Annotated in this window: 20 protein-coding genes; 15 read left to right on the forward strand and 5 right to left on the reverse strand. The window is 62.6% G+C overall.

All coding sequences use genetic code 11. The annotated features are described in order from the left end of the window. Window positions 1–84 precede the first annotated feature (84 nt). Entirely contained in the window at window positions 85–738 is a 654-nt protein-coding gene (locus tag H7C19_RS10440) for an SGNH/GDSL hydrolase family protein (protein ID WP_185142593.1), read from the forward strand. Between the two features lie 117 nt (window positions 739–855). After that, window positions 856–2,271 carry an NADP-dependent phosphogluconate dehydrogenase gene (gnd, locus tag H7C19_RS10445; RefSeq protein WP_185142594.1) on the forward strand — a complete coding sequence of 472 codons (1,416 nt, stop codon included), beginning with the start codon at window positions 856–858 and terminating at the stop codon, window positions 2,269–2,271. A gap of 19 nt (window positions 2,272–2,290) precedes the next feature. Here gnd and H7C19_RS10450 read toward each other — a convergent pair whose 3' ends face one another. After that, window positions 2,291–2,575, reverse strand: a complete 285-nt coding sequence (locus H7C19_RS10450; protein ID WP_185142595.1) for a hypothetical protein — start codon at window positions 2,573–2,575, stop codon at window positions 2,291–2,293. A gap of 117 nt (window positions 2,576–2,692) precedes the next feature. Here H7C19_RS10450 and H7C19_RS10455 point away from each other — a divergent pair, with 117 nt between their 5' ends. Then, a complete protein-coding gene (locus H7C19_RS10455) occupies window positions 2,693–3,238 on the forward strand; it encodes a shikimate kinase (protein WP_313731546.1) in 546 nt (181 codons plus the stop codon). Here the strand turns inward: H7C19_RS10455 and H7C19_RS10460 are convergent. Then, window positions 3,233–3,535 carry a rhodanese-like domain-containing protein gene (locus H7C19_RS10460; protein WP_185142597.1) on the reverse strand — a complete coding sequence of 101 codons (303 nt, stop codon included), beginning with the start codon at window positions 3,533–3,535 and terminating at the stop codon, window positions 3,233–3,235. The genes H7C19_RS10455 and H7C19_RS10460 overlap by 6 nt on opposite strands. A gap of 98 nt (window positions 3,536–3,633) precedes the next feature. Here H7C19_RS10460 and H7C19_RS10465 point away from each other — a divergent pair, with 98 nt between their 5' ends. The 6 genes from H7C19_RS10465 to ptsP all read left to right on the forward strand — a co-directional run bounded on the left by H7C19_RS10465 (window position 3,634) and on the right by ptsP (window position 10,020). Next, on the forward strand, window positions 3,634–4,011 hold the full coding sequence (locus H7C19_RS10465; RefSeq protein WP_185142598.1) for a fluoride efflux transporter FluC: 378 nt from the start codon (window positions 3,634–3,636) through the stop codon (window positions 4,009–4,011). Further along, complete coding sequence (locus H7C19_RS10470) at window positions 4,008–4,385, forward strand: fluoride efflux transporter FluC (protein WP_185142599.1); 378 nt, start codon at window positions 4,008–4,010, stop codon at window positions 4,383–4,385. Before H7C19_RS10465 ends, H7C19_RS10470 begins: the two co-directional genes overlap by 4 nt. A 43-nt stretch (window positions 4,386–4,428) precedes the next feature. Continuing rightward, window positions 4,429–5,721 carry a 3-phosphoshikimate 1-carboxyvinyltransferase gene (gene aroA, locus H7C19_RS10475; RefSeq protein WP_185142600.1) on the forward strand — a complete coding sequence of 431 codons (1,293 nt, stop codon included), beginning with the start codon at window positions 4,429–4,431 and terminating at the stop codon, window positions 5,719–5,721. Between the two features lie 42 nt (window positions 5,722–5,763). Next, window positions 5,764–6,192 (forward strand): CoA-binding protein, encoded by a 429-nt coding sequence (locus H7C19_RS10480; RefSeq protein WP_185142601.1) that lies wholly within the window; start codon window positions 5,764–5,766, stop codon window positions 6,190–6,192. 190 nt (window positions 6,193–6,382) lie between these two features. Beyond that, window positions 6,383–8,269: a glucose PTS transporter subunit IIA gene (locus H7C19_RS10485; RefSeq protein ID WP_185142602.1), complete on the forward strand. Its 1,887-nt coding sequence runs from the start codon at window positions 6,383–6,385 to the stop codon at window positions 8,267–8,269. Further along, complete coding sequence (ptsP, locus tag H7C19_RS10490; RefSeq protein WP_185142603.1) at window positions 8,266–10,020, forward strand: phosphoenolpyruvate--protein phosphotransferase; 1,755 nt, start codon at window positions 8,266–8,268, stop codon at window positions 10,018–10,020. Before H7C19_RS10485 ends, ptsP begins: the two co-directional genes overlap by 4 nt. 137 nt (window positions 10,021–10,157) lie before the next feature. Here ptsP and H7C19_RS10495 read toward each other — a convergent pair whose 3' ends face one another. Continuing rightward, window positions 10,158–10,679, reverse strand: a complete 522-nt coding sequence (locus H7C19_RS10495) for a type 1 glutamine amidotransferase domain-containing protein (protein WP_185142604.1) — start codon at window positions 10,677–10,679, stop codon at window positions 10,158–10,160. A 102-nt stretch (window positions 10,680–10,781) separates the two neighbouring features. Between H7C19_RS10495 and H7C19_RS10500 the strand changes: the two genes are divergently transcribed. The 6 genes from H7C19_RS10500 to H7C19_RS10525 all read left to right on the forward strand — a co-directional run bounded on the left by H7C19_RS10500 (window position 10,782) and on the right by H7C19_RS10525 (window position 14,725). Continuing rightward, on the forward strand, window positions 10,782–11,222 hold the full coding sequence (locus tag H7C19_RS10500; RefSeq protein ID WP_246469425.1) for a VanZ family protein: 441 nt from the start codon (window positions 10,782–10,784) through the stop codon (window positions 11,220–11,222). A 133-nt stretch (window positions 11,223–11,355) separates the two neighbouring features. After that, window positions 11,356–11,736, forward strand: coding sequence for a TraR/DksA C4-type zinc finger protein (locus H7C19_RS10505; RefSeq protein ID WP_185142605.1), 381 nt, complete (start codon window positions 11,356–11,358; stop codon window positions 11,734–11,736). Between the two features lie 97 nt (window positions 11,737–11,833). Then, window positions 11,834–12,202 (forward strand): bacillithiol system redox-active protein YtxJ, encoded by a 369-nt coding sequence (ytxJ, locus tag H7C19_RS10510; protein ID WP_185142606.1) that lies wholly within the window; start codon window positions 11,834–11,836, stop codon window positions 12,200–12,202. Between the two features lie 131 nt (window positions 12,203–12,333). After that, entirely contained in the window at window positions 12,334–13,341 is a 1,008-nt protein-coding gene (gene ccpA / locus H7C19_RS10515) for a catabolite control protein A (protein ID WP_185142607.1), read from the forward strand. Window positions 13,342–13,469: 128 nt separating this feature from the next. Further along, window positions 13,470–14,159 (forward strand): 5'-methylthioadenosine/adenosylhomocysteine nucleosidase, encoded by a 690-nt coding sequence (locus H7C19_RS10520; protein ID WP_185142608.1) that lies wholly within the window; start codon window positions 13,470–13,472, stop codon window positions 14,157–14,159. Window positions 14,160–14,455: 296 nt separating this feature from the next. After that, window positions 14,456–14,725, forward strand: a complete 270-nt coding sequence (locus H7C19_RS10525; RefSeq protein ID WP_185142609.1) for a hypothetical protein — start codon at window positions 14,456–14,458, stop codon at window positions 14,723–14,725. A 247-nt stretch (window positions 14,726–14,972) separates the two neighbouring features. Here H7C19_RS10525 and H7C19_RS10530 read toward each other — a convergent pair whose 3' ends face one another. Next, on the reverse strand, window positions 14,973–16,169 hold the full coding sequence (locus H7C19_RS10530) for an acetoin utilization protein AcuC (protein WP_185142610.1): 1,197 nt from the start codon (window positions 16,167–16,169) through the stop codon (window positions 14,973–14,975). A 20-nt stretch (window positions 16,170–16,189) separates the two neighbouring features. After that, window positions 16,190–16,822 (reverse strand): GNAT family N-acetyltransferase, encoded by a 633-nt coding sequence (locus H7C19_RS10535; RefSeq protein WP_185142611.1) that lies wholly within the window; start codon window positions 16,820–16,822, stop codon window positions 16,190–16,192. Window positions 16,823–17,005 lie beyond the last annotated feature (183 nt).

The raw sequence follows: 17,005 nt of genomic DNA on the forward strand, positions 1-17,005 counted from the left end.
GGACGTCCGTTTTTCGTTCTATCCTTTTCCGCGTTGAACGGTTAAAATGTGGGATGTGAATAATGTGGAAGGGGAGGAATCAGAATGAAGTTAGCGCATGGCGACAAGTTGGTCATGATCGGCGATTCCATCACGGATTGCGGGCGGGGCCGGCCGATCGGGGAAGGTCTTGGCGACGGTCTGGGCAGGGGGTACGTCTCGCTGGTGGACGGGCTGCTCCAGACGGTCTATCCGCAGACGGCGGTACGGATCGTCAACGTGGGAACGAGCGGCAATACGGTCCGCGATCTGAATGCGCGGTGGCAGACGGACGTGCTCGATCTAAAGCCCGATTGGCTGTCGGTCATGATCGGCACGAACGACGTCTGGCGCCAGTACGATCAGCCTTACATCAAGGAATCCCACGTGTACGCGGACGAATACGAGACGACGCTGGACGCGCTCGTCGAGAAGACGAAGAAAACGGTTAAAGGCATCGTGCTCATGACGCCGTTCTATCTCGAGCCGAACAAGGGCGACGCCATGCGGGCGACGATGGACGCCTACGGCGCGATCGTGAAGCGGACGGCCGAGAAACACGGTACGCTGTTCGTCGACACGCAGGCCGCGTTCGACAAGGTGCTGGCGCACATCTATCCGGCAACGATCGCCTGGGACCGCGTTCATCCGAGCACGGGCGGACATCTCACGCTGGCCAAGGCGTTCTTGGACGCGCTGGACTTTTCCTGGAACGGATGAAAGCAGAAAGATAGTTTTCATATCGGGGTAAAAAGAGTACAATAAGCAATGTTGAATCGCGGCGAAGCCGTGAGGATCGGCATGGGAAAAATACGGTTCAAAGGAAGGAAACGAAACATGTCTAAAGCAAACATCGGCGTCGTCGGCATGGCCGTCATGGGACGCAACCTGGCATTGAACATCGAGAGCCGCGGCTTCAAGGTAGCCGTCTATAACCGCTCCCGGGAGAAGACAGACGACTTGATGAACACGGACGGCAAAGGCAAGAACCTCGTGCCGACGTACTCCGTCGAAGAGTTCGTCGCTTCGCTCGAGAAGCCCCGCAAGATTCTGATCATGGTGCAAGCGGGCTCCGGCACCGACGCGACTATCGCGTCGTTGACGCCGCACCTCGACAAGGGCGACATCATCATCGACGGCGGCAACGCCTACTTCCCGGACACCCAACGCCGCAGCAATGACCTGACCGAACGCGGCTTCAACTTTATCGGCACCGGCGTATCCGGCGGCGAAGAGGGCGCGCTCAAAGGCCCGTCCATCATGCCGGGCGGACCTGAAGAAGCTTACCGTCTCGTCGAGCCGATCCTGACGGGCATCTCCGCGAAGGTGAACGGCGACCCTTGCTGTACCTACATCGGACCGGACGGCGCGGGCCACTACGTGAAGATGGTGCACAACGGCATCGAGTACGGCGACATGCAGCTGATCTGCGAAGCCTACCAGCTGCTGAAGGACGTACTGGGCGTCTCCACGGACGAGCTGCACGAGATCTTCAAAGAATGGAACAAGGGCGAGCTCGACAGCTACCTGATCGAGATCACGACCGACATCTTCGCCGAGAAGGATCCGGAGACCGGCAAGCCGATGGTCGACGTCATCCTCGACTCCGCGGGCCAGAAAGGCACCGGCAAGTGGACGAGTCAAAGCTCGCTCGATCTGGGCGTGCCGCTGTCCATCATCACGGAATCCGTCTTCTCCCGCTTCCTGTCCGCGATGAAGGAAGAGCGCGTCGCCGCGAGCAAAGTGCTCAAGGGACCGAAGACGTCCGCGTTCACGGGCGACAAGGCGGCATTCATCGAGAGCGTGCGCAAAGCGCTGTTCGCGAGCAAGATCTGCTCCTACGCGCAAGGCTTCGCGCAAATGCGCGCGGCTTCGGATGAGTACAACTGGAACTTGCAGTACGGCAACATCGCGATGATCTTCCGCGGCGGCTGCATCATCCGCGCCCGCTTCCTGCAGAACATCAAGGATGCCTACGACCGCGACCCGGCGCTGCGCAACCTGCTGCTGGACGAGTACTTCAAGGGCGTCGTCGAATCGTATCAGGACGCCTGGCGCGAAGTGGTCGGCACGGCCGTCCAATACGGCATTCCGGTGCCTTCGTTCGCGAGCGCCCTGGCATACTACGACAGCTACCGCTCCGAGCGTCTGCCGGCCAACCTGCTCCAAGCGCAGCGCGACTACTTCGGCGCGCACACGTTCAAGCGCCTGGACAAGGAAGGCACGTTCCACCACAACTGGCTGCACAACTAATTCTCGCGCAGCCGCGTCTTTACAGCATGTCCGACAGCATGGCGCGCAAGCATTCCGCATCCTCGGCGCAAAGGCTCTGCCGCTGCACGAGGTGCATGGCGAGGCTGGCGTAGCACGCGAAGTGCGCCAGCAACTGTGGCCGATCGAGCTCCGACCATTCGGGCGCTCCATCGGCCACTTTTCTTTTGATGAAGTCGAGCGCCCAGAGCACGTCGTCCCGGCAGAGCGGGTAGTCCGGGTTCTGCAAGCGGCGAAGCATGTCGGAAGCGGGGAGCGGCCGACCGGTTGTCCGCGTAGGTTCCATCTGGCATCACACCTTTGGAGAAGGACTTGTTTTACACTATCATCCTTACGGTAAAAGTCGTCATTTTATACCTGCAGTCGATATGCTATGATAGGAAAAGCGTACAGGCCATGTCACGTGAGAGTGGGGAATAGGGTGTCTAGCGAGGAGTACAAATGCCGCAACGTCGTGCTGGTCGGCTTTATGGGGACGGGCAAATCGACCGTGAGCAAGCTGCTCGCGGACCGGCTGGGCTGGTCCCGGATCGATACGGATGACGAGATCGCGCGGCGCGCCGGACGCAGCATCCCGGAGATCTTCGCGAACGAAGGAGAGTCGGCGTTCCGGGAGCTGGAGAGCGCGGTCATCCGCGACGTACTCGCCGGCGAGCGGCGCATCGTCGCCACGGGCGGCGGCGCCGTCCTGCGCGAGGAGAACCGCGCCGCCATGCTGGCGGACGGGCTCGTCGTCGCCCTGACGGCGGACCGCGAGACGCTGCTGCGCCGCGTCATCGCGGGCGGCGAGGCCGCGGGCCGGCCGCTGCTCGCCGGCGACGCCGAGGCGCGCATCGACGCGCTGCTCGCCGCGAGGCGGCACGCGTACGACTTCGCGCACGTCGCGGTCGACACGTCCGGGCGGACGCCCGAAGAGATCGCGGAGCTGGTGCTCCGCGAGGTGTTATAGCTCGTTCCAGGCGAGCATGCCGCCGAGCATGTTGACCGGCTTCTCGAAGCCGAGCTCCGCGAGGTATTCGCAGGCGCGTCCGCTGCGGCCGCCGCTGCGGCAGATGAAGACGACTTCGCCTTCGCGCGGAATCTCGTCCAGCCGCTGCGGGATCGTGCCGAGCGGGATATGCACGGCGCCGGGGATCATGCCTTGGGCGACTTCGTCGTCCTCGCGGACGTCGATGAGATGAATCTTCTCTCCGGCATCGAGCCGGGCCTTTAATTGTTCGACGGTCGTCGTCTCGAAGGTACTCATCGGGATCGTTCCTTTCCGTTTACCGATTAGGTTCAGACTCCTCCTAAGAATACGGCGGCAAGCCTGACAAATCAACTGCGGCAAGGAAGCGATAGGGAATGGGCGCAACGATCGCGGTCGCCGTGGCGGGATTCTTCGGCGCCGCCGCCCGCTACGGCCTGACGCTGCTCCTGCCGGACGGCGGGGGAGCGGGGTGGCCATGGGCGACCCTGTTCATTAACTTAAGCGGCTCGTTCTTGCTGGGGCTGCTCCTGGGGTACGCCATGCGGCGCCCCCTGGCGGCCTGGCTGAGAGAAGCCGCCGGCACCGGATTTCTTGGCGCCTTTACGACATTCAGCGCTTTCAATGCGCAGCTCTGGGGAATGGTCCAGCATCAAGCCTATCTGTCCGCCGCGGTGTACGCGGCCGCTAGCGGGCTGGTCGGCTGGGGCCTCGCGGCGCTCGGCCTCTCTTGGGGAAGGGGGCGGCAGACTTGACTCATTGGCAGATCGCCGGCTTGGTCGGTCTAGGGGGTACGATCGGCGCGTTGCTGCGTTACGGCGCATCGCGCTATGCCGCCCTGCGCAAGTCCAAGCCCCACTACGCGACGCTTGCCGTGAACGTCTGCGGCTCGCTCGCCATGGGCATCTTGGCCGGGTTGGACTGGCGAGACGATCAGCCAGCGACCTATGCGTTCTTAGGGACGGGAATCCTGGGCGGATTGACGACCTATTCGACGCTGAACGTTCAGAAGGCGACGATGCGGCGCGAAGGGCGCGGGCGGCAGCTTGCCGGCTACGCGGCCGCGACGTACCTGGGCGGTTGGGCGGCATTCGCGGCGGGCTGGACGATCGGCCGGGCGATCCGATGAATGACATAACCGTGTTAGACGTATAGAAGGAGCGTATGTACAGATGGATATGATCGTGACGCCTACGGGGCGGCTGCAAGGTGAACTTCAGGCGTTGTCCTCCAAAAATTATACGACCCGCTATCTGCTCGTCGCCGCCCTCGCGGACGGCACGAGCACGATCCGGTATCCCGCGCACAGCGAGGACAGCGACGCGCTGCGCCGCTGCGTGCGCGACCTGGGCGCCGTCATCGAGGAAGACGACGAGCGGATCGTCATCACCGGCTTCGGCAAGCATCCCCGCCAGATCCAGGAGCTTGACGTCGGCAACGCCGGCGCCGTCCTGCGCTTCCTGATGGCGGTCGCGGCGCTGCTCCCGGAAGTCACGTTCGTGAACAACTATCCGGAGTCGCTGGGCAAGCGGCCGCACGACGACCTGATCCAAGCCCTGCAGAGCATGGGCGTTGCGATCGAGCACCGCGAAGGCAAGCTGCCGATCACGATCCGCGGCGGCGCGCCGCGCGGCGGCAAGATCCAGGTGTCCGGCAGCGTCAGCTCCCAATTCCTGAGCGCGCTGCTGTTCCTGACGCCGCTGCTGGACGAGGACAGCGAGATCGAAGTGCTGCACGACCTGAAGTCCAAAGTCGTCATCGGCCAGACGCTGGAGGTGCTGGCGCAAGCGGGCATCGTCGTCGAAGCGTCCGAAGATCTGATGCGCTATCGCGTCCCGGGCCGTCAAGCTTACAAGGCGCAGGAATACACGGTACAGGGCGACTATCCCGGTTCGGCGGCCATTCTGGCCGCGGCCGCAGTGACGACGTCCGACGTGACGGTGCACCGACTGCTCGAGCAGAGCAAGCAGGGCGAACGCGCGGTCGTCGACGTCCTGAAGGCGATGAACGTGCCGCTGACGCACGAGAACGGCGTCGTCCACGTGAGGGGCAACGGCAAGCTCACCGCCGGAGAGTTCGACGGAGACGAATTTACGGACGGCGTGCTCGCGATGGTCGCCGCCGCGGTATTCGCCGAAGGGACGTCCCGGTTCTATAATGTAGAGAACCTCCGCTACAAGGAGTGCGACCGCATCACGGATTACCTGAACGAGCTGCGCCTAGCCGGCGCGAACGTCGAGGAGAGGCGCGACGAGATCATCGTGCACGGCCGTCCGGAGGGCGTCGAGGGCGGCGTCGAGGTCGACGCGCACTACGACCACCGCGTCATCATGGCGCTGACGGTCGTCAGCCTGCGCGCCAAGCAGCCGATCCGCATCAAGGACGCGCACCACGTCGCGAAGTCGTACCCGAACTACTTCGATCACCTGCGGGCGCTTGGCGCGCAGGTGCAGTGGGTAGAATAAGGGAACCGCAAGCCCATTTTGTTCCTTGGAGGGTGAAGCCTTATGGCATTCGAGAATCCGTCGCGCGAGGAGATCAAGACGATCCTGCAGCACGCGAACACGATCGCGGTCGTCGGCCTGTCGGACGATCCGTCGAAGACGAGCCACATGGTATCGGAGGCGATGCAGCGCAAAGGGTACCGGATCATCCCGGTCAATCCGAACGCGGAGACGATCCTCGGCGAGAAATGCTATGCGAAGCTGGCGGACGTCCCCGAGCCGATCGATATCGTGAACGTCTTCCGCCGGCCGGAGCACACGCCGCCCATCGCGGAGGAAGCGGTGGCCGCGGGGGCGAAGGTGCTGTGGTTGCAGCTCGGCATCGCAAACGACGAAGCGGCGCGGATCGCGCAAGCGGGCGGTCTCACGATCATCATGGACCGCTGCATCAAAGTCGAGGATTCCATCCTGCTGCCCCACGGCAAACAGTAAATCGGCCGCTCCAAGCCGGGACGGACTCCGCCGAAGTCGCGCTGCGCTTCGCGGAGCCCGTCCCCGTTTATTTCTCATCCCGAATGGGATACGGCGCGTCTTCAGAGAAGTCGGCAAAGCCGTTTTGATTTGTCGTCATCAAGAGCGCTTCCATTCTATACAACCATAGAAAGGAGAGGTTCCGAAGATCATGTTCGGCGTGGGCTTCCTCCAACGGCTGGGACGGGCGATGATGCTGCCGATGACGGTGCTGCCCGCCGCCTCCGTCTTCCTGCTCCTGTCGCGCCTGCCTTGGGATTCGTTCGGCTGGCCGACGGCGCCCGATCTGCTCCATGCGGCGGGCATGGCCATGTTCCAGTACATTCCCTATGTGTTCGCCGTCGGCATCGCGCTAGGACTCTCCAATCAGTCGGTTCACGCGGGGATGGCCGCCCTGTCGGGCATGCTCATCTTCGGGGCGGTCACGGCGAGCTTCGACCCCGGCGGCGTGCAGCCTTCGATGTTCGCGGCCGTCGTCATCGGCATCCTGTCGGGTTGGGCGAGCGAGCGGTTCAAGTCGTTCCAACTGCCGGAGTCGCTGCAGTTCTTCGGCGGCTCGCGCTTCGTGCCGATCTTCATGAGCGCCGTGTCGTTCCTGTTCGCCTGGCTCATGATCGGCGTCGGGCAGGGGGTGCTCGCCTGGATCAACGCTTCCGGCGACATCGTGAATTCGGCGGGCGGCTTCGGCGTCTTCCTGTACGGCTTCCTGCACCGGATTCTCGTCGCCTTCGGCCTTCACCATCTGTTGAATCATCTGTTCTGGTTCCAGGTAGGCGAGTATCAGACGCCGGGCGGCGGCGTCTTCTTCGGAGACTTGCCGCGATTCTTCGCCGGCGACCCGTCCGCGGGCATCTACATGGCCGGTCTCTATCCGATCATCATGTTCGCGCTGCCCGCGATCGCTTACGCCATCATTCACGAAGCTCGCGAGGATCTGAAGCCGAAGACGGCCAAGCAATTCCGCGTGGCGGCGCTGACGGCCTTCCTGACCGGCGTCACGGAGCCCGTCGAGTTCGCGTTCCTGTTCGTGGCGCCTTATCTGTACCTTGTGCATTCGCTCATCTCGGGCGGCGTCATGTGGCTGACCTACGAGCTGGGCGTCCGTTCGGGCTTCACGTTTTCGGCCGGGGCGCTGGAATACATCATCAACCTGCGCATCTCCCAGCGGGGATGGCTGATCATCCCGCTCGGTCTCGCGGTTGGCCTCGTCTACTACGTGCTGTTCCGCTGGAGCATCCGCAAGTTCCAGCTGTCCACGCCGGGGCGCGAGGATTCGACGCGGCTGGACGACTGGGCGGGCGACATTCCGTATCGCGCGCCGCTCGTGCTCCAAGCGCTCGGCGGCAAAGAGAACATCGTCCACCTCGAAGCGTGCATCACGAGGCTGCGCCTGACGCTCGCCGACGATCGTCGGATTGACGTCAAGGCGCTGCGGCATCTGGGCGCGGCGGGCGTAATCCGGCTGGGCAGCGGCCACGTGCAGGTGGTGTTCGGCACTTACTCCGACCTTATCCGCGGAGAGATCGCCAAGCTGATGCAGCTGGACGTGCATCAGGTCCAGTTCCACGCGCCGGTGCAGGGTCGGATGATCCCGCTCGAGGAGGTCGACGATCCGATCTTCGCGCAGAAGCTCGTCGGACGCGGCGTGGCCTTCATCCCGGACAAAGGCGAGCTGGTCGCGCCGGTGAGGGGCAAGATCATTCACCTCTACCCGACGCTTCACGCGATCGGCATACAGACGCCCGAAGGGCTAGAAGTGCTGCTGCACATCGGCATCAATACATCGCACTTGAAAGGCAAGGGCTTCACGGCGCTCGTGAAGGAGGGGGACGAAGTGACCCCCGGCCAGCCGCTGATCCGGTTCCATTTGCCGACGCTCAAGGCGGAAGCCAAATCGCTGGCGACGCCGATGGTGATCACCAACTCGGACATCGTCCGGTCCTGGCGCTACGCGCCGTTTAAGACGGTGAAGAAAGGCCAGGCCGCGGTCATGTCCGTCGTCGTGCGGGAGAGAGAGAACAAGGGGGTAGAGTCATGATTCAAGCGCTAGCGGCTTCGGAAGGCATCGCGATCGGCAAGGCGTTCGTGCTGCCGAACTGGGAGTGGGAGATGCCCGAACAGAAGATCGACGTCGGCGATCTCGCGCTGGAATTCGACCGTCTCTACGAGGGGGTCAACCGCTCCAAGACGGAAATTCATCAAATGAAGAGCGAGCTCGACGAAGCGGTCGGCATTCAGGAGGCGAGCATCTTCGACGCGCATCTGGCGATCTTGGACGATCCCGTGTTCATGAACGAGATCCAAGGCATCATCCAACGTCAGTATAAAGCGGCCGAAGTGGCCGTGAAGGAAGCCATCGACCATTTCGTGACGATGTTCGATCTGCTCGACGACGACTACATGAAGGAGCGGGCGCTCGACATCAAGGACGTCGGCAACCGGCTGCTGAAGCATCTGCTGGGCGTGCCCGAGATCGCGCTTCCGACCGACACCCAACCGTTCATTCTCGTCGTGCGCGAGCTGACGCCTTCGCAGCTGATTCATCTGAAGCCCGACGTCGTGCTAGGCATCGTCACGATGGTCGGCAGTCCGTCGTCGCATTCGGCCATCATGGCGCGCGCGTTCGGCATCCCGCTCGTCATGGGCGTCGAAGCCAAACTGGAGGCGCCGATCGCGACGGGCGATCTGCTCATCATGGACGGCGGAGCGGGACTCCTGCACGTCATGCCGGACGCCGAGACGGTGGCGCAGTACACGGAGCTGCGCAAGCGGCACCTCGTGGCGCGCGAGCAGCTGCAGTCGCTCGCGCAGGTGCCGGCGGTGACGCCCGACGGCGAGAGCCTGATCCTGGCCGCGAATATCAGCTCCGTCAAGGAGTTGGATGCGGCGCTCGCGAGCGGGGCGGAGGGCGTCGGTCTGTTCCGGACGGAATTCCTTTACATGGACCGCACGTCGTTCCCGACGGAAGAGGAGCAATACGAAGTGTACAGGGCGGCGGCCGAAAAGCTGAACGGCCAGCCGCTGATCGTCCGTACGCTCGATATCGGCGGAGACAAGCAGCTCGACTACTACGAGATGCCGGAGGAGGACAACCCGTTCCTCGGCTATCGGGCCATCCGGTTCAGCCTGGACCGCAAGGACCTGTTCAAGATTCAGCTTCGGGCGATTCTGCGCGCGGCCGCGCACGGCGACGTCCAGATCATGTATCCGCTCATCGCCTCCCTCACCGAGGTGCGGGAAGCGAACGCGCTTCTGACCGAGGCGGAACGCGAGCTCGCGGCGGAAGGGGTGCCGTACCGCGGCGGGCTGCCGACCGGCGTCATGATCGAAGTGCCGGCGGCGGTGCTCATCGCCGACCTGCTGGCCGCGGAAGTATCGTTCTTCAGCATCGGCACGAACGATCTGGTGCAGTTCACGTTGGCCGTGGACCGGATGAACGAGCAGATCAGCCATCTGTACGAGCCGTTCCATCCGGCGATCATCCGCATGCTGCGGACCGTCACCGAAGCCGCCGGCCGGTACGGCATTCCCGTCAGCGTCTGCGGCGAGCTCGCCGGCGACGTCCGCGCGATGCCGATCTGGCTGGGACTTGGCGTACATGAGCTTAGCCTCTCGGCGCAGGCGATCCTGCCGGTGAAGGACGCGATGCTCCGCACCCCCGCGCAGCAGAGCCGCCAGCTGTTCCAGGAGCTGTTCCAGCTGCCGACCGCGCTGGAGATCACCGAGCGGCTCGAGCGGTTCCACGCCGAGACGGCGCTCGCGGAGGGCAAGGTCAAGCCGGGCGTCTAGCCGTCGGACCGATACCCGGCGCTGGCCCGGACGTTCCCGAAGCGTCCGCCCGGACGCCGCAAACTTTGTCCATGCGCCTCGCGGGAAGCGACAAGGGACCTTGCGGCAGTTGTCCGCAGGGTCCCTTTTACGCGATCTTAACGTCCGTACAGCGCGTCGCAGAACGCTTTCGCGTATTCCGGCAGATCGGGCGGCCGGCGCGCGGAGACGAGGTTGCCGTCGACGACGACCGCTTCGTCAAACCAGATCGCGCCGGCATTCTCCATATCGTCGCGGATGCCCGGCGTCGAGGTGACCTTCCGGCCCTGCAGCATCTTGGCCGAGATGAGCACCCAACCCGCGTGGCAGATCTGTCCGATCGGCTTGCCGGCCGCGTCGATCGCCCGGACGAACGCTTGGACGCGCTCGTCCCGCCGGATCTTGTCCGGCGCCCATCCGCCCGGGACGAGCAGGCCGTCGCAGCGCTCCGCGTCGAGTTCGGCGTAGGAGAGGTCGGCGACGGCGGGAACGCCGTACTTGCCGATGTGCTTGCGGCCTTTTTCCGGCCCGGCGAACAGGACGGTCGCGCCTTCTTCGCGCGCGCGATAGACCGGATACCAGAGCTCGAGATCCTCGAACTCGTCGTCGATCAGACAGATGACCCGTTTGGTCTCAGACATCGAAGTTCCTCCATGCATATCAAGATATCGCAAGACGGCAATCGCTCTTATCGTACCATAATCCAATGCAGCGCACATCCGCGCACCGAGAGGAGACACGCCATGCGTTCCACCCGCAAATCCTCCATGACCGCCCCTCTGTGGCGATGGCTGCCGGCTGCGGCCTGCATGCTCATCATCTTTCTGCTGTCCGCCCGGACGGGCAATCAGCTCGACGGCTGGCTGCCCTGGGCCCAAGAGCTGTTCCCCGGATTGAAGAGCTTCGACCCGGTCCACTACTTCGCTTACTTCGTGCTGGCGCTGACGTTCGCGTACGGTTTTGGTTTTCGCCGGATCGATGCCCGCCGCGCGCTCTACGTCATCCTACTCAGCATCGCGTACGGGGCTACGGACGAATGGCATCAAGCCTACGTGCCCGGCCGTTCGCCCGACTGGGCCGATCTGCTGCACGACGGGATCGGCGCCGCGGCCGCGGCTGTAGTGCTCGTCGTATGGCGGTTATGGCGGCTTAGAGGAAGCCGTACCAGAAATTACAGCGGATAAACCGGCAGGAGAACGGCGCGGCGGGGGCGAATACAACGGGTAGCGGGGAACGGCCGGTTGCAAGCCGGCAACCCTGTTAAGATCGTGTAAGGAGAGAGCCCCGTTGTTCAAACGTTGTTCATGCGGAGATGACATGAGCTTGACCTTGAGGTCGGTGCTTTACGCCAAGCGAGTGAACATCTCCAACGTGCCCGTCTACACTTGCGAGCGGTGCTCGCGCAATGAAGTGTTCCCCGGCGTGAAATCGGATTTGGGCGTGCTGGTGGGCCGGTTGGGTTCGCAGCCGCACGCGCAGACGATCCCTTTCGACGAGATTCACGAATGGGCGGGCGTCCTGAGCCATGCCCAGAGCCATTCGAAGCCGCTGCGTCCGGCAATGGTCGCCCGGGTCACCGAAGAACGGACGAACGAGCTGCTGGATCTGTGGCTCGTCGCCTCGTCGGTCGGAGACGAAGCCTGGATGGCGGAGCTGAGGGAACGGCTCTCGCAATTAAGCGCACAATACATATCGTAAGGCGAAGAGCGGAGCCCGAGCTCCGCTTTTTTTGCGTAATAACGTCATTTCTGATACCATGAAAATCAACACGATGATTTTCAAGGAGGAATGGCGGATGGCGGAAGCGAAGCGTCTGACGACGCTCGAGCAATGGGAAGAAGCGCTGAACGGTTCGGCAGCTCGCCCCCTGCTTCTCTTTAAACACAGTACGCAGTGTCCGATCAGCGCAGGCGCGCATGAGGAATTGCAGCACTATATGGCAGACGCGACCGCAGCCCCGATGGATTTTGCCATCGTGCACGTCATTGAAGAGCGTCCGGTCAGCAATGCGATCGCGGAGACGCTCGGCGTCCAGCACAAATCCCCGCAGGCGATTCTCGTCCAAGACGGCAAGCCGCAGTGGGACGAATCGCATTGGCGGATCACTTACGACTTTTTGAGCGAGAAACTTGGCGCGCCTCAGACAGCGGGCGACATCTCCTAAAACCCTGAGATTTCGCGGTGTTACGGCACTGCGGTCATTGCGGATTGCCCCGATTTGTCGTATCATTACCTTATTATCCCATGGACAGGCTTGCAGCTCAGCGGCCATTCATGAACATTGGAGCGGTGAATGTGACGGTAACCATTTATGACGTAGCGCGGGAAGCCGGCGTATCCATGGCCACGGTATCCCGGGTTGTCAACAACAATCCGAACGTGAAGCCCCAGACGCGGAAAAAGGTGTACGAGGCGATCGAGCGCCTCGGCTACCGGCCGAATGCGGTCGCGCGCGGGCTCGCCAGCAAGAAGACGACGACCGTAGGGGTCGTCATTCCCGACATCGCGAACGCCATCTTCGCCGAAGTCGCGCGGGGAATCGAAGATATCGCGAACATGTATCACTACAACATCATTCTCTGCAACGCCGACAAGCGCAAGGAGAAGGAGATCCGCGTCATCAACACGCTGCTGGAGAAGCAAGTGGACGGCTTGCTCTTCATGGGCGGCGCGGTGACGGACGAGCATCTGCAGGCGTTCAATACGTCCAACGTGCCGATCGTCCTCTGCGCGACGACGGACGAGAAGGGCGCCATGCCTTCCGTCGACATCGATCACGAGTCGGCCGCCTTCGACGCCGTGCAACGGCTGATCGCGGAAGGCCACCGTAAGATCGCGATGATCAGCGGCACGCTGCAGGACCCGGCGAACGGTTACGCGCGCTATCAGGGCTACAAGAAGGCGCTGGAGCAAGCCGGCATTCCCTTCGATGAGGACTACGTGCGCATCGGGAACTATCGCTACGAATCAGGCATCGAAGCGATGCAGCATTTCCTCGGGCTGTCCAACCGGCCGACCGCCGTCTTCGCGGCGACGGACGAGATGGCGATCGGCGCCATCCACAGCATTCAGGACGAAGGCTTGAAGGTGCCCGAAGATGTATCCGTCATCAGCGTCGACAACATCCGCATGGCTTCGATGGTACGTCCGCAGCTGACGACCGTCGCCCAGCCGATGTACGACATCGGCGCCGTCTCGATGCGGCTGCTCACGAAGCTCATGAAAAAGGAGAACGTCGAGCAATCGCGCGTCGTGCTTCCGCATGAGCTGATCGTCCGCAGCTCTGTGGCGGCTCTGCAGTAATCGCCGTATGCGATACTCCCGCGGGAGCGCCGGAGACCGCAGTCATAGGCTAACACAGTCGCCCTGCGCGGGGAGCCAGACGCCCGCGGCAGGGCCTCTTACATTGAAGACGGGAAAGGGAGATATCGATGATCGGAATTATCGGCGCCATGCAAGAAGAGATCGATCTGCTGCTCGAACACCTGGACGACGCCGTGGAGCTGAAGCGCTCCGGCATTCGTTACTTGGCCGGATCCTTGCATGGCAAGCAGGTCGTTATCTGCAAATCCGGAGTCGGCAAAGTGAACGCGGCCGTCTGCACGCAAGTCCTCATCGACCGATTCAACGCAAGTAAAGTCATCTTCACCGGCGTCGCGGGCGCATTGGATCCTTCGCTGGAGATTGGGGATATCGTCATCTCCACGAGCAGCATGCAGCACGATATGGACGTCACGCCGCTCGGGTACGCCCGCGGGGTGATTCCTTACCAGGCGGAGTCCGAATGGCCGGCGGGTCAGGCGCTCGTGCAGCTGGCTGTCGCTGCCGGGGAGAAAGTATTTCCGGGACACTGCAAGACCGGCAAAGTGCTGTCGGGCGATCAGTTCATCGCCGATCGCGCCGTTGTGCGCCAGCTCCATGAGGAGCTGAACGGCACCTGCACGGAGATGGAGGGGGCCGCGGTCGCGCAGGTGTGCGCGATGAACGAAGTGCCGTACGTCGTCATCCGCTCGATGTCGGATAAGGCCGACGGCTCGGCCGACGTGAACTTCGCGGAGTTCACGGTGACGGCGGCGAATCGCTCGTTTGCGATCGTGAACGAGATGGTGCAGGGGCTTTAAAAGGCCTTTGCTTTGCGCAATATCCCCTTCGCTCAGGTCCAAGGAAGGCGGCACTGTCGATAGGTTCGACCTGATGGATCACGCGGCCGGGCCGTATAAAAGGCCTTTGCTTTGCGCAATATCCCCTTCGCTCAGGTCTAAGTGCGGCGGCGCTCGCGAATCGACTCTACCCGATGGATGGCGCGGCCGCGCCGGATCGGGCTCGACCTGAGTGGAGGGCATAAGTTCGTGCTGGAATTACCTGTACATATGGCATATCGCCTCATCGCTCGGACGTTCCGCGCGCCCAACGACTTTTGCTGAACGACATTCCTCCTGAGCTGAACAAACGGGATAATGGCCGAAGTTTCGCGGAAAATGAGTCCCTGAACGAAGGGGATAACGTTCAAAGCGTCGCGGAAAATGAGTCCCAGAACGAAGGGGATAACGGTCAAAGCGTCGCGAAAATGGTGTGCCTGAGCGAACAGCTAGTGGCCAAAAATTGCGGAAAACGGTCCTTGAGCGAAGAGGATAATGGTCAAAGTGTCGTAAAAAACGTCTCCCTGAGCGAATGGGATAATGGCTAAAGCATCGCGAGAAATGTATACCTGAGCGAACGGGATAACAGCCAAAAGTGTCGCAAAACACGTCCCTGAGTGAGCGGGATCATCGTAGAAAGACAATAAAAAGACCGCAAAGGAGCCGGGAGGCTTGCTTTACGGTCTTTTGCCATTGCTAGGTCATGGCTAGCTTGGGCGCACACAACCTTGACGACCCGATTCGCGCCTGTATGACTCCCGCACGAGCAACAAGCAAAAGGCACATGCCAGCCGCTCAGCCGAGGTGCTGCAGCGCCAGCGCGAGCACTTCCAGGTTTTTGGCCGCGATCTCCGCTCGCCGGGGCATCGGCGCCCAGGCGGCCGTATCGTCCAGCCAGGTGCGGGGCAGATCGTCCGGACGGCGCGGCGAGACGACGCGGGGCCAGACGGCGGGCAGCGGCGCTCCGACCGGGGAAGCGTCGATGGAGGCGAGCAGGGGATGCTCGGTCATCTCCAGCCACAGCAAGCCCCAGGCGCGCGGTACGACGTGCCAATGCTCGTATCCGCCGCCTCCTAGCGCGATCCAGCGGCCGTCCGTCCATTCGTGGGCGAGCCGGTGGATGAGCCGGGGCATCTCGCGATAGATGCGCATGCTGCAGTGGACGTGCGCCAGCGGATCCAGCGCATGGGCGTCGCAGCCGTGCTGGCTGACGATGACGTCCGGCTTGAACACGCGGATGACGCGCTCAAGCGCCGTCGAGAAGCTCTCGAGCCAGGAGTCGTCTTCCGTATAGGGTTCGACCGGCACGTTCAAGCACGCGCCGTAGCCGGAGCTCTCGCCGCGCTCGTGGGCGAAGCCGCTGCCCGGGAACAGAAACTTGCCCGTCTCGTGGATCGAGAAGGTGAACACGTCGGGATCGGTGTAGAAGCTCCATTGCACGCCGTCCCCGTGATGAACGTCCGTATCGACGTAAAGCACCTTGGCGGCGTATTTGCGCGTCATCCAGCGGATGGCCGCCGCCGCGTCATTGTACACGCAGAAGCCGGCTCCCCGGTCCTGGAACGCGTGATGCAGTCCGCCGCCTAGATGGAGCGCATGCCGCGTCTGGCCCGACATGACGGCCTCGGCCGCCGTGATCGAGCCGGTTACGATCGCCGCCGCCGCTTCGTGCATGCCGGGAAAGTAGGGCGTATCCCCGTCCGGCTCGAAGCCGAACTGGGCGGCACTAGCGACGGCCTGCGCGGCTGGCGTCTCCTCGCTGAGCGCGCGGACGGCTGCGATATAGTCCGGCCGGTGGATCCACGCGAGCGCTTCATCCGGCGGTTCTGACAGCGGTTGCAACTTCTGGTCGGGACGAAGGGCCCCGCTTGCGTCGAGCAGATCCTCCGTCAGGGCCAAGCGAATGGGGTGGAACGGATGATCCTCGTGGAATCGATATCGACCGGCAGCCGTGCTGTCGATCCACAGCGCTTCGTGGGTGAAAAGAGTCAACAGGGGTCGCCTTCCTTTCGTCAGTACATGAACCGTTGCCGGAACCGGACGCGGTCGAATTGCTCCGCCGATGAGAGCGGAACGTCCTTCCCGATCCGAACCATCAGACAGTTCGCCGGATGCGCGCAGATCTCCGGATCGTCCGTCGCGAACCAGACCATCCCGACGGACTTCATTAATTTCTCCATCATCTCCCGGTATTCCCAGACGTTCAGGCCGCTGCTGTCCAGGTCCCAATGCCAATAATATTCGGTCGTATAGACGATCGCGTTGTCCAGTTGCCCGTCGGCGAACGCTGCTAAGATGAGCGCCTTGCCGAGGCCGAGCGAGCGGTAATCGTCGGCGACTTCGATCGCGCCCAGCTCGATGAGGTCGTCCATACCGCCTTCGGACCAGCGCTCCATTTCGTCCGGATAATGGAAGGTCACGTAGCCGACGACCGTCTCTCCGTCGCGGGCGACGATGATGCGCCCCTCGGGCAGGCCGGCGATCTCGACGAGCGCCTCGTGCTGCTCCCGCGGCCTGCGGAAAGCATCTAGCGCCGAATGCAGCTGATACTGCCGAAGCCGATCAGGCTCGACGGGGCCTTCCACGACGATCGGGCCGTCTTTGCCCGGCCGCGTGAACATCTGGTAGCGCTTAAGATGTTCCATGCCGATCTCTCCTTTGATTGCTGTCATTATACACGATAATACGTAGGAACCGCCTCTTTTTCTTCGAAAATGTCCCTTCTTGGCTGAAAATCTCCTCCCCATTCCGTGCCGAGCCTGGCGGAGCTGTGATATAATGTCATAGGCGGGCCGCGCGAGCCCCGGTTGTAAGCGCATTCGCGCTTG

It is taken from the genome of Cohnella nanjingensis (genome assembly GCF_014212125.1).
GTDB classification, from domain to species: Bacteria; Bacillota; Bacilli; order Paenibacillales; family Paenibacillaceae; genus Cohnella; species Cohnella nanjingensis.

What these genes read in the sequence shown, in the direction of transcription:
- H7C19_RS10440 (WP_185142593.1), top strand. Translation starts at nt 85, where the DNA reads ATGAAGTTAGCGCATGGCGACAAGTTGGTCATGATCGGCGATTCCATC.
- gnd (WP_185142594.1), top strand. Translation starts at nt 856, where the DNA reads ATGTCTAAAGCAAACATCGGCGTCGTCGGCATGGCCGTCATGGGACGC.
- H7C19_RS10450 (WP_185142595.1), bottom strand. Translation starts at nt 2,575, where the DNA reads ATGGAACCTACGCGGACAACCGGTCGGCCGCTCCCCGCTTCCGACATG.
- H7C19_RS10460 (WP_185142597.1), bottom strand. Translation starts at nt 3,535, where the DNA reads ATGAGTACCTTCGAGACGACGACCGTCGAACAATTAAAGGCCCGGCTC.
- H7C19_RS10465 (WP_185142598.1), top strand. Translation starts at nt 3,634, where the DNA reads ATGGGCGCAACGATCGCGGTCGCCGTGGCGGGATTCTTCGGCGCCGCC.
- aroA (WP_185142600.1), top strand. Translation starts at nt 4,429, where the DNA reads ATGGATATGATCGTGACGCCTACGGGGCGGCTGCAAGGTGAACTTCAG.
- H7C19_RS10480 (WP_185142601.1), top strand. Translation starts at nt 5,764, where the DNA reads ATGGCATTCGAGAATCCGTCGCGCGAGGAGATCAAGACGATCCTGCAG.
- H7C19_RS10485 (WP_185142602.1), top strand. Translation starts at nt 6,383, where the DNA reads ATGTTCGGCGTGGGCTTCCTCCAACGGCTGGGACGGGCGATGATGCTG.
- ptsP (WP_185142603.1), top strand. Translation starts at nt 8,266, where the DNA reads ATGATTCAAGCGCTAGCGGCTTCGGAAGGCATCGCGATCGGCAAGGCG.
- H7C19_RS10495 (WP_185142604.1), bottom strand. Translation starts at nt 10,679, where the DNA reads ATGTCTGAGACCAAACGGGTCATCTGTCTGATCGACGACGAGTTCGAG.
- H7C19_RS10500 (WP_246469425.1), top strand. Translation starts at nt 10,782, where the DNA reads ATGCGTTCCACCCGCAAATCCTCCATGACCGCCCCTCTGTGGCGATGG.
- H7C19_RS10505 (WP_185142605.1), top strand. Translation starts at nt 11,356, where the DNA reads ATGAGCTTGACCTTGAGGTCGGTGCTTTACGCCAAGCGAGTGAACATC.
- ytxJ (WP_185142606.1), top strand. Translation starts at nt 11,834, where the DNA reads ATGGCGGAAGCGAAGCGTCTGACGACGCTCGAGCAATGGGAAGAAGCG.
- H7C19_RS10520 (WP_185142608.1), top strand. Translation starts at nt 13,470, where the DNA reads ATGATCGGAATTATCGGCGCCATGCAAGAAGAGATCGATCTGCTGCTC.
- H7C19_RS10535 (WP_185142611.1), bottom strand. Translation starts at nt 16,822, where the DNA reads ATGGAACATCTTAAGCGCTACCAGATGTTCACGCGGCCGGGCAAAGAC.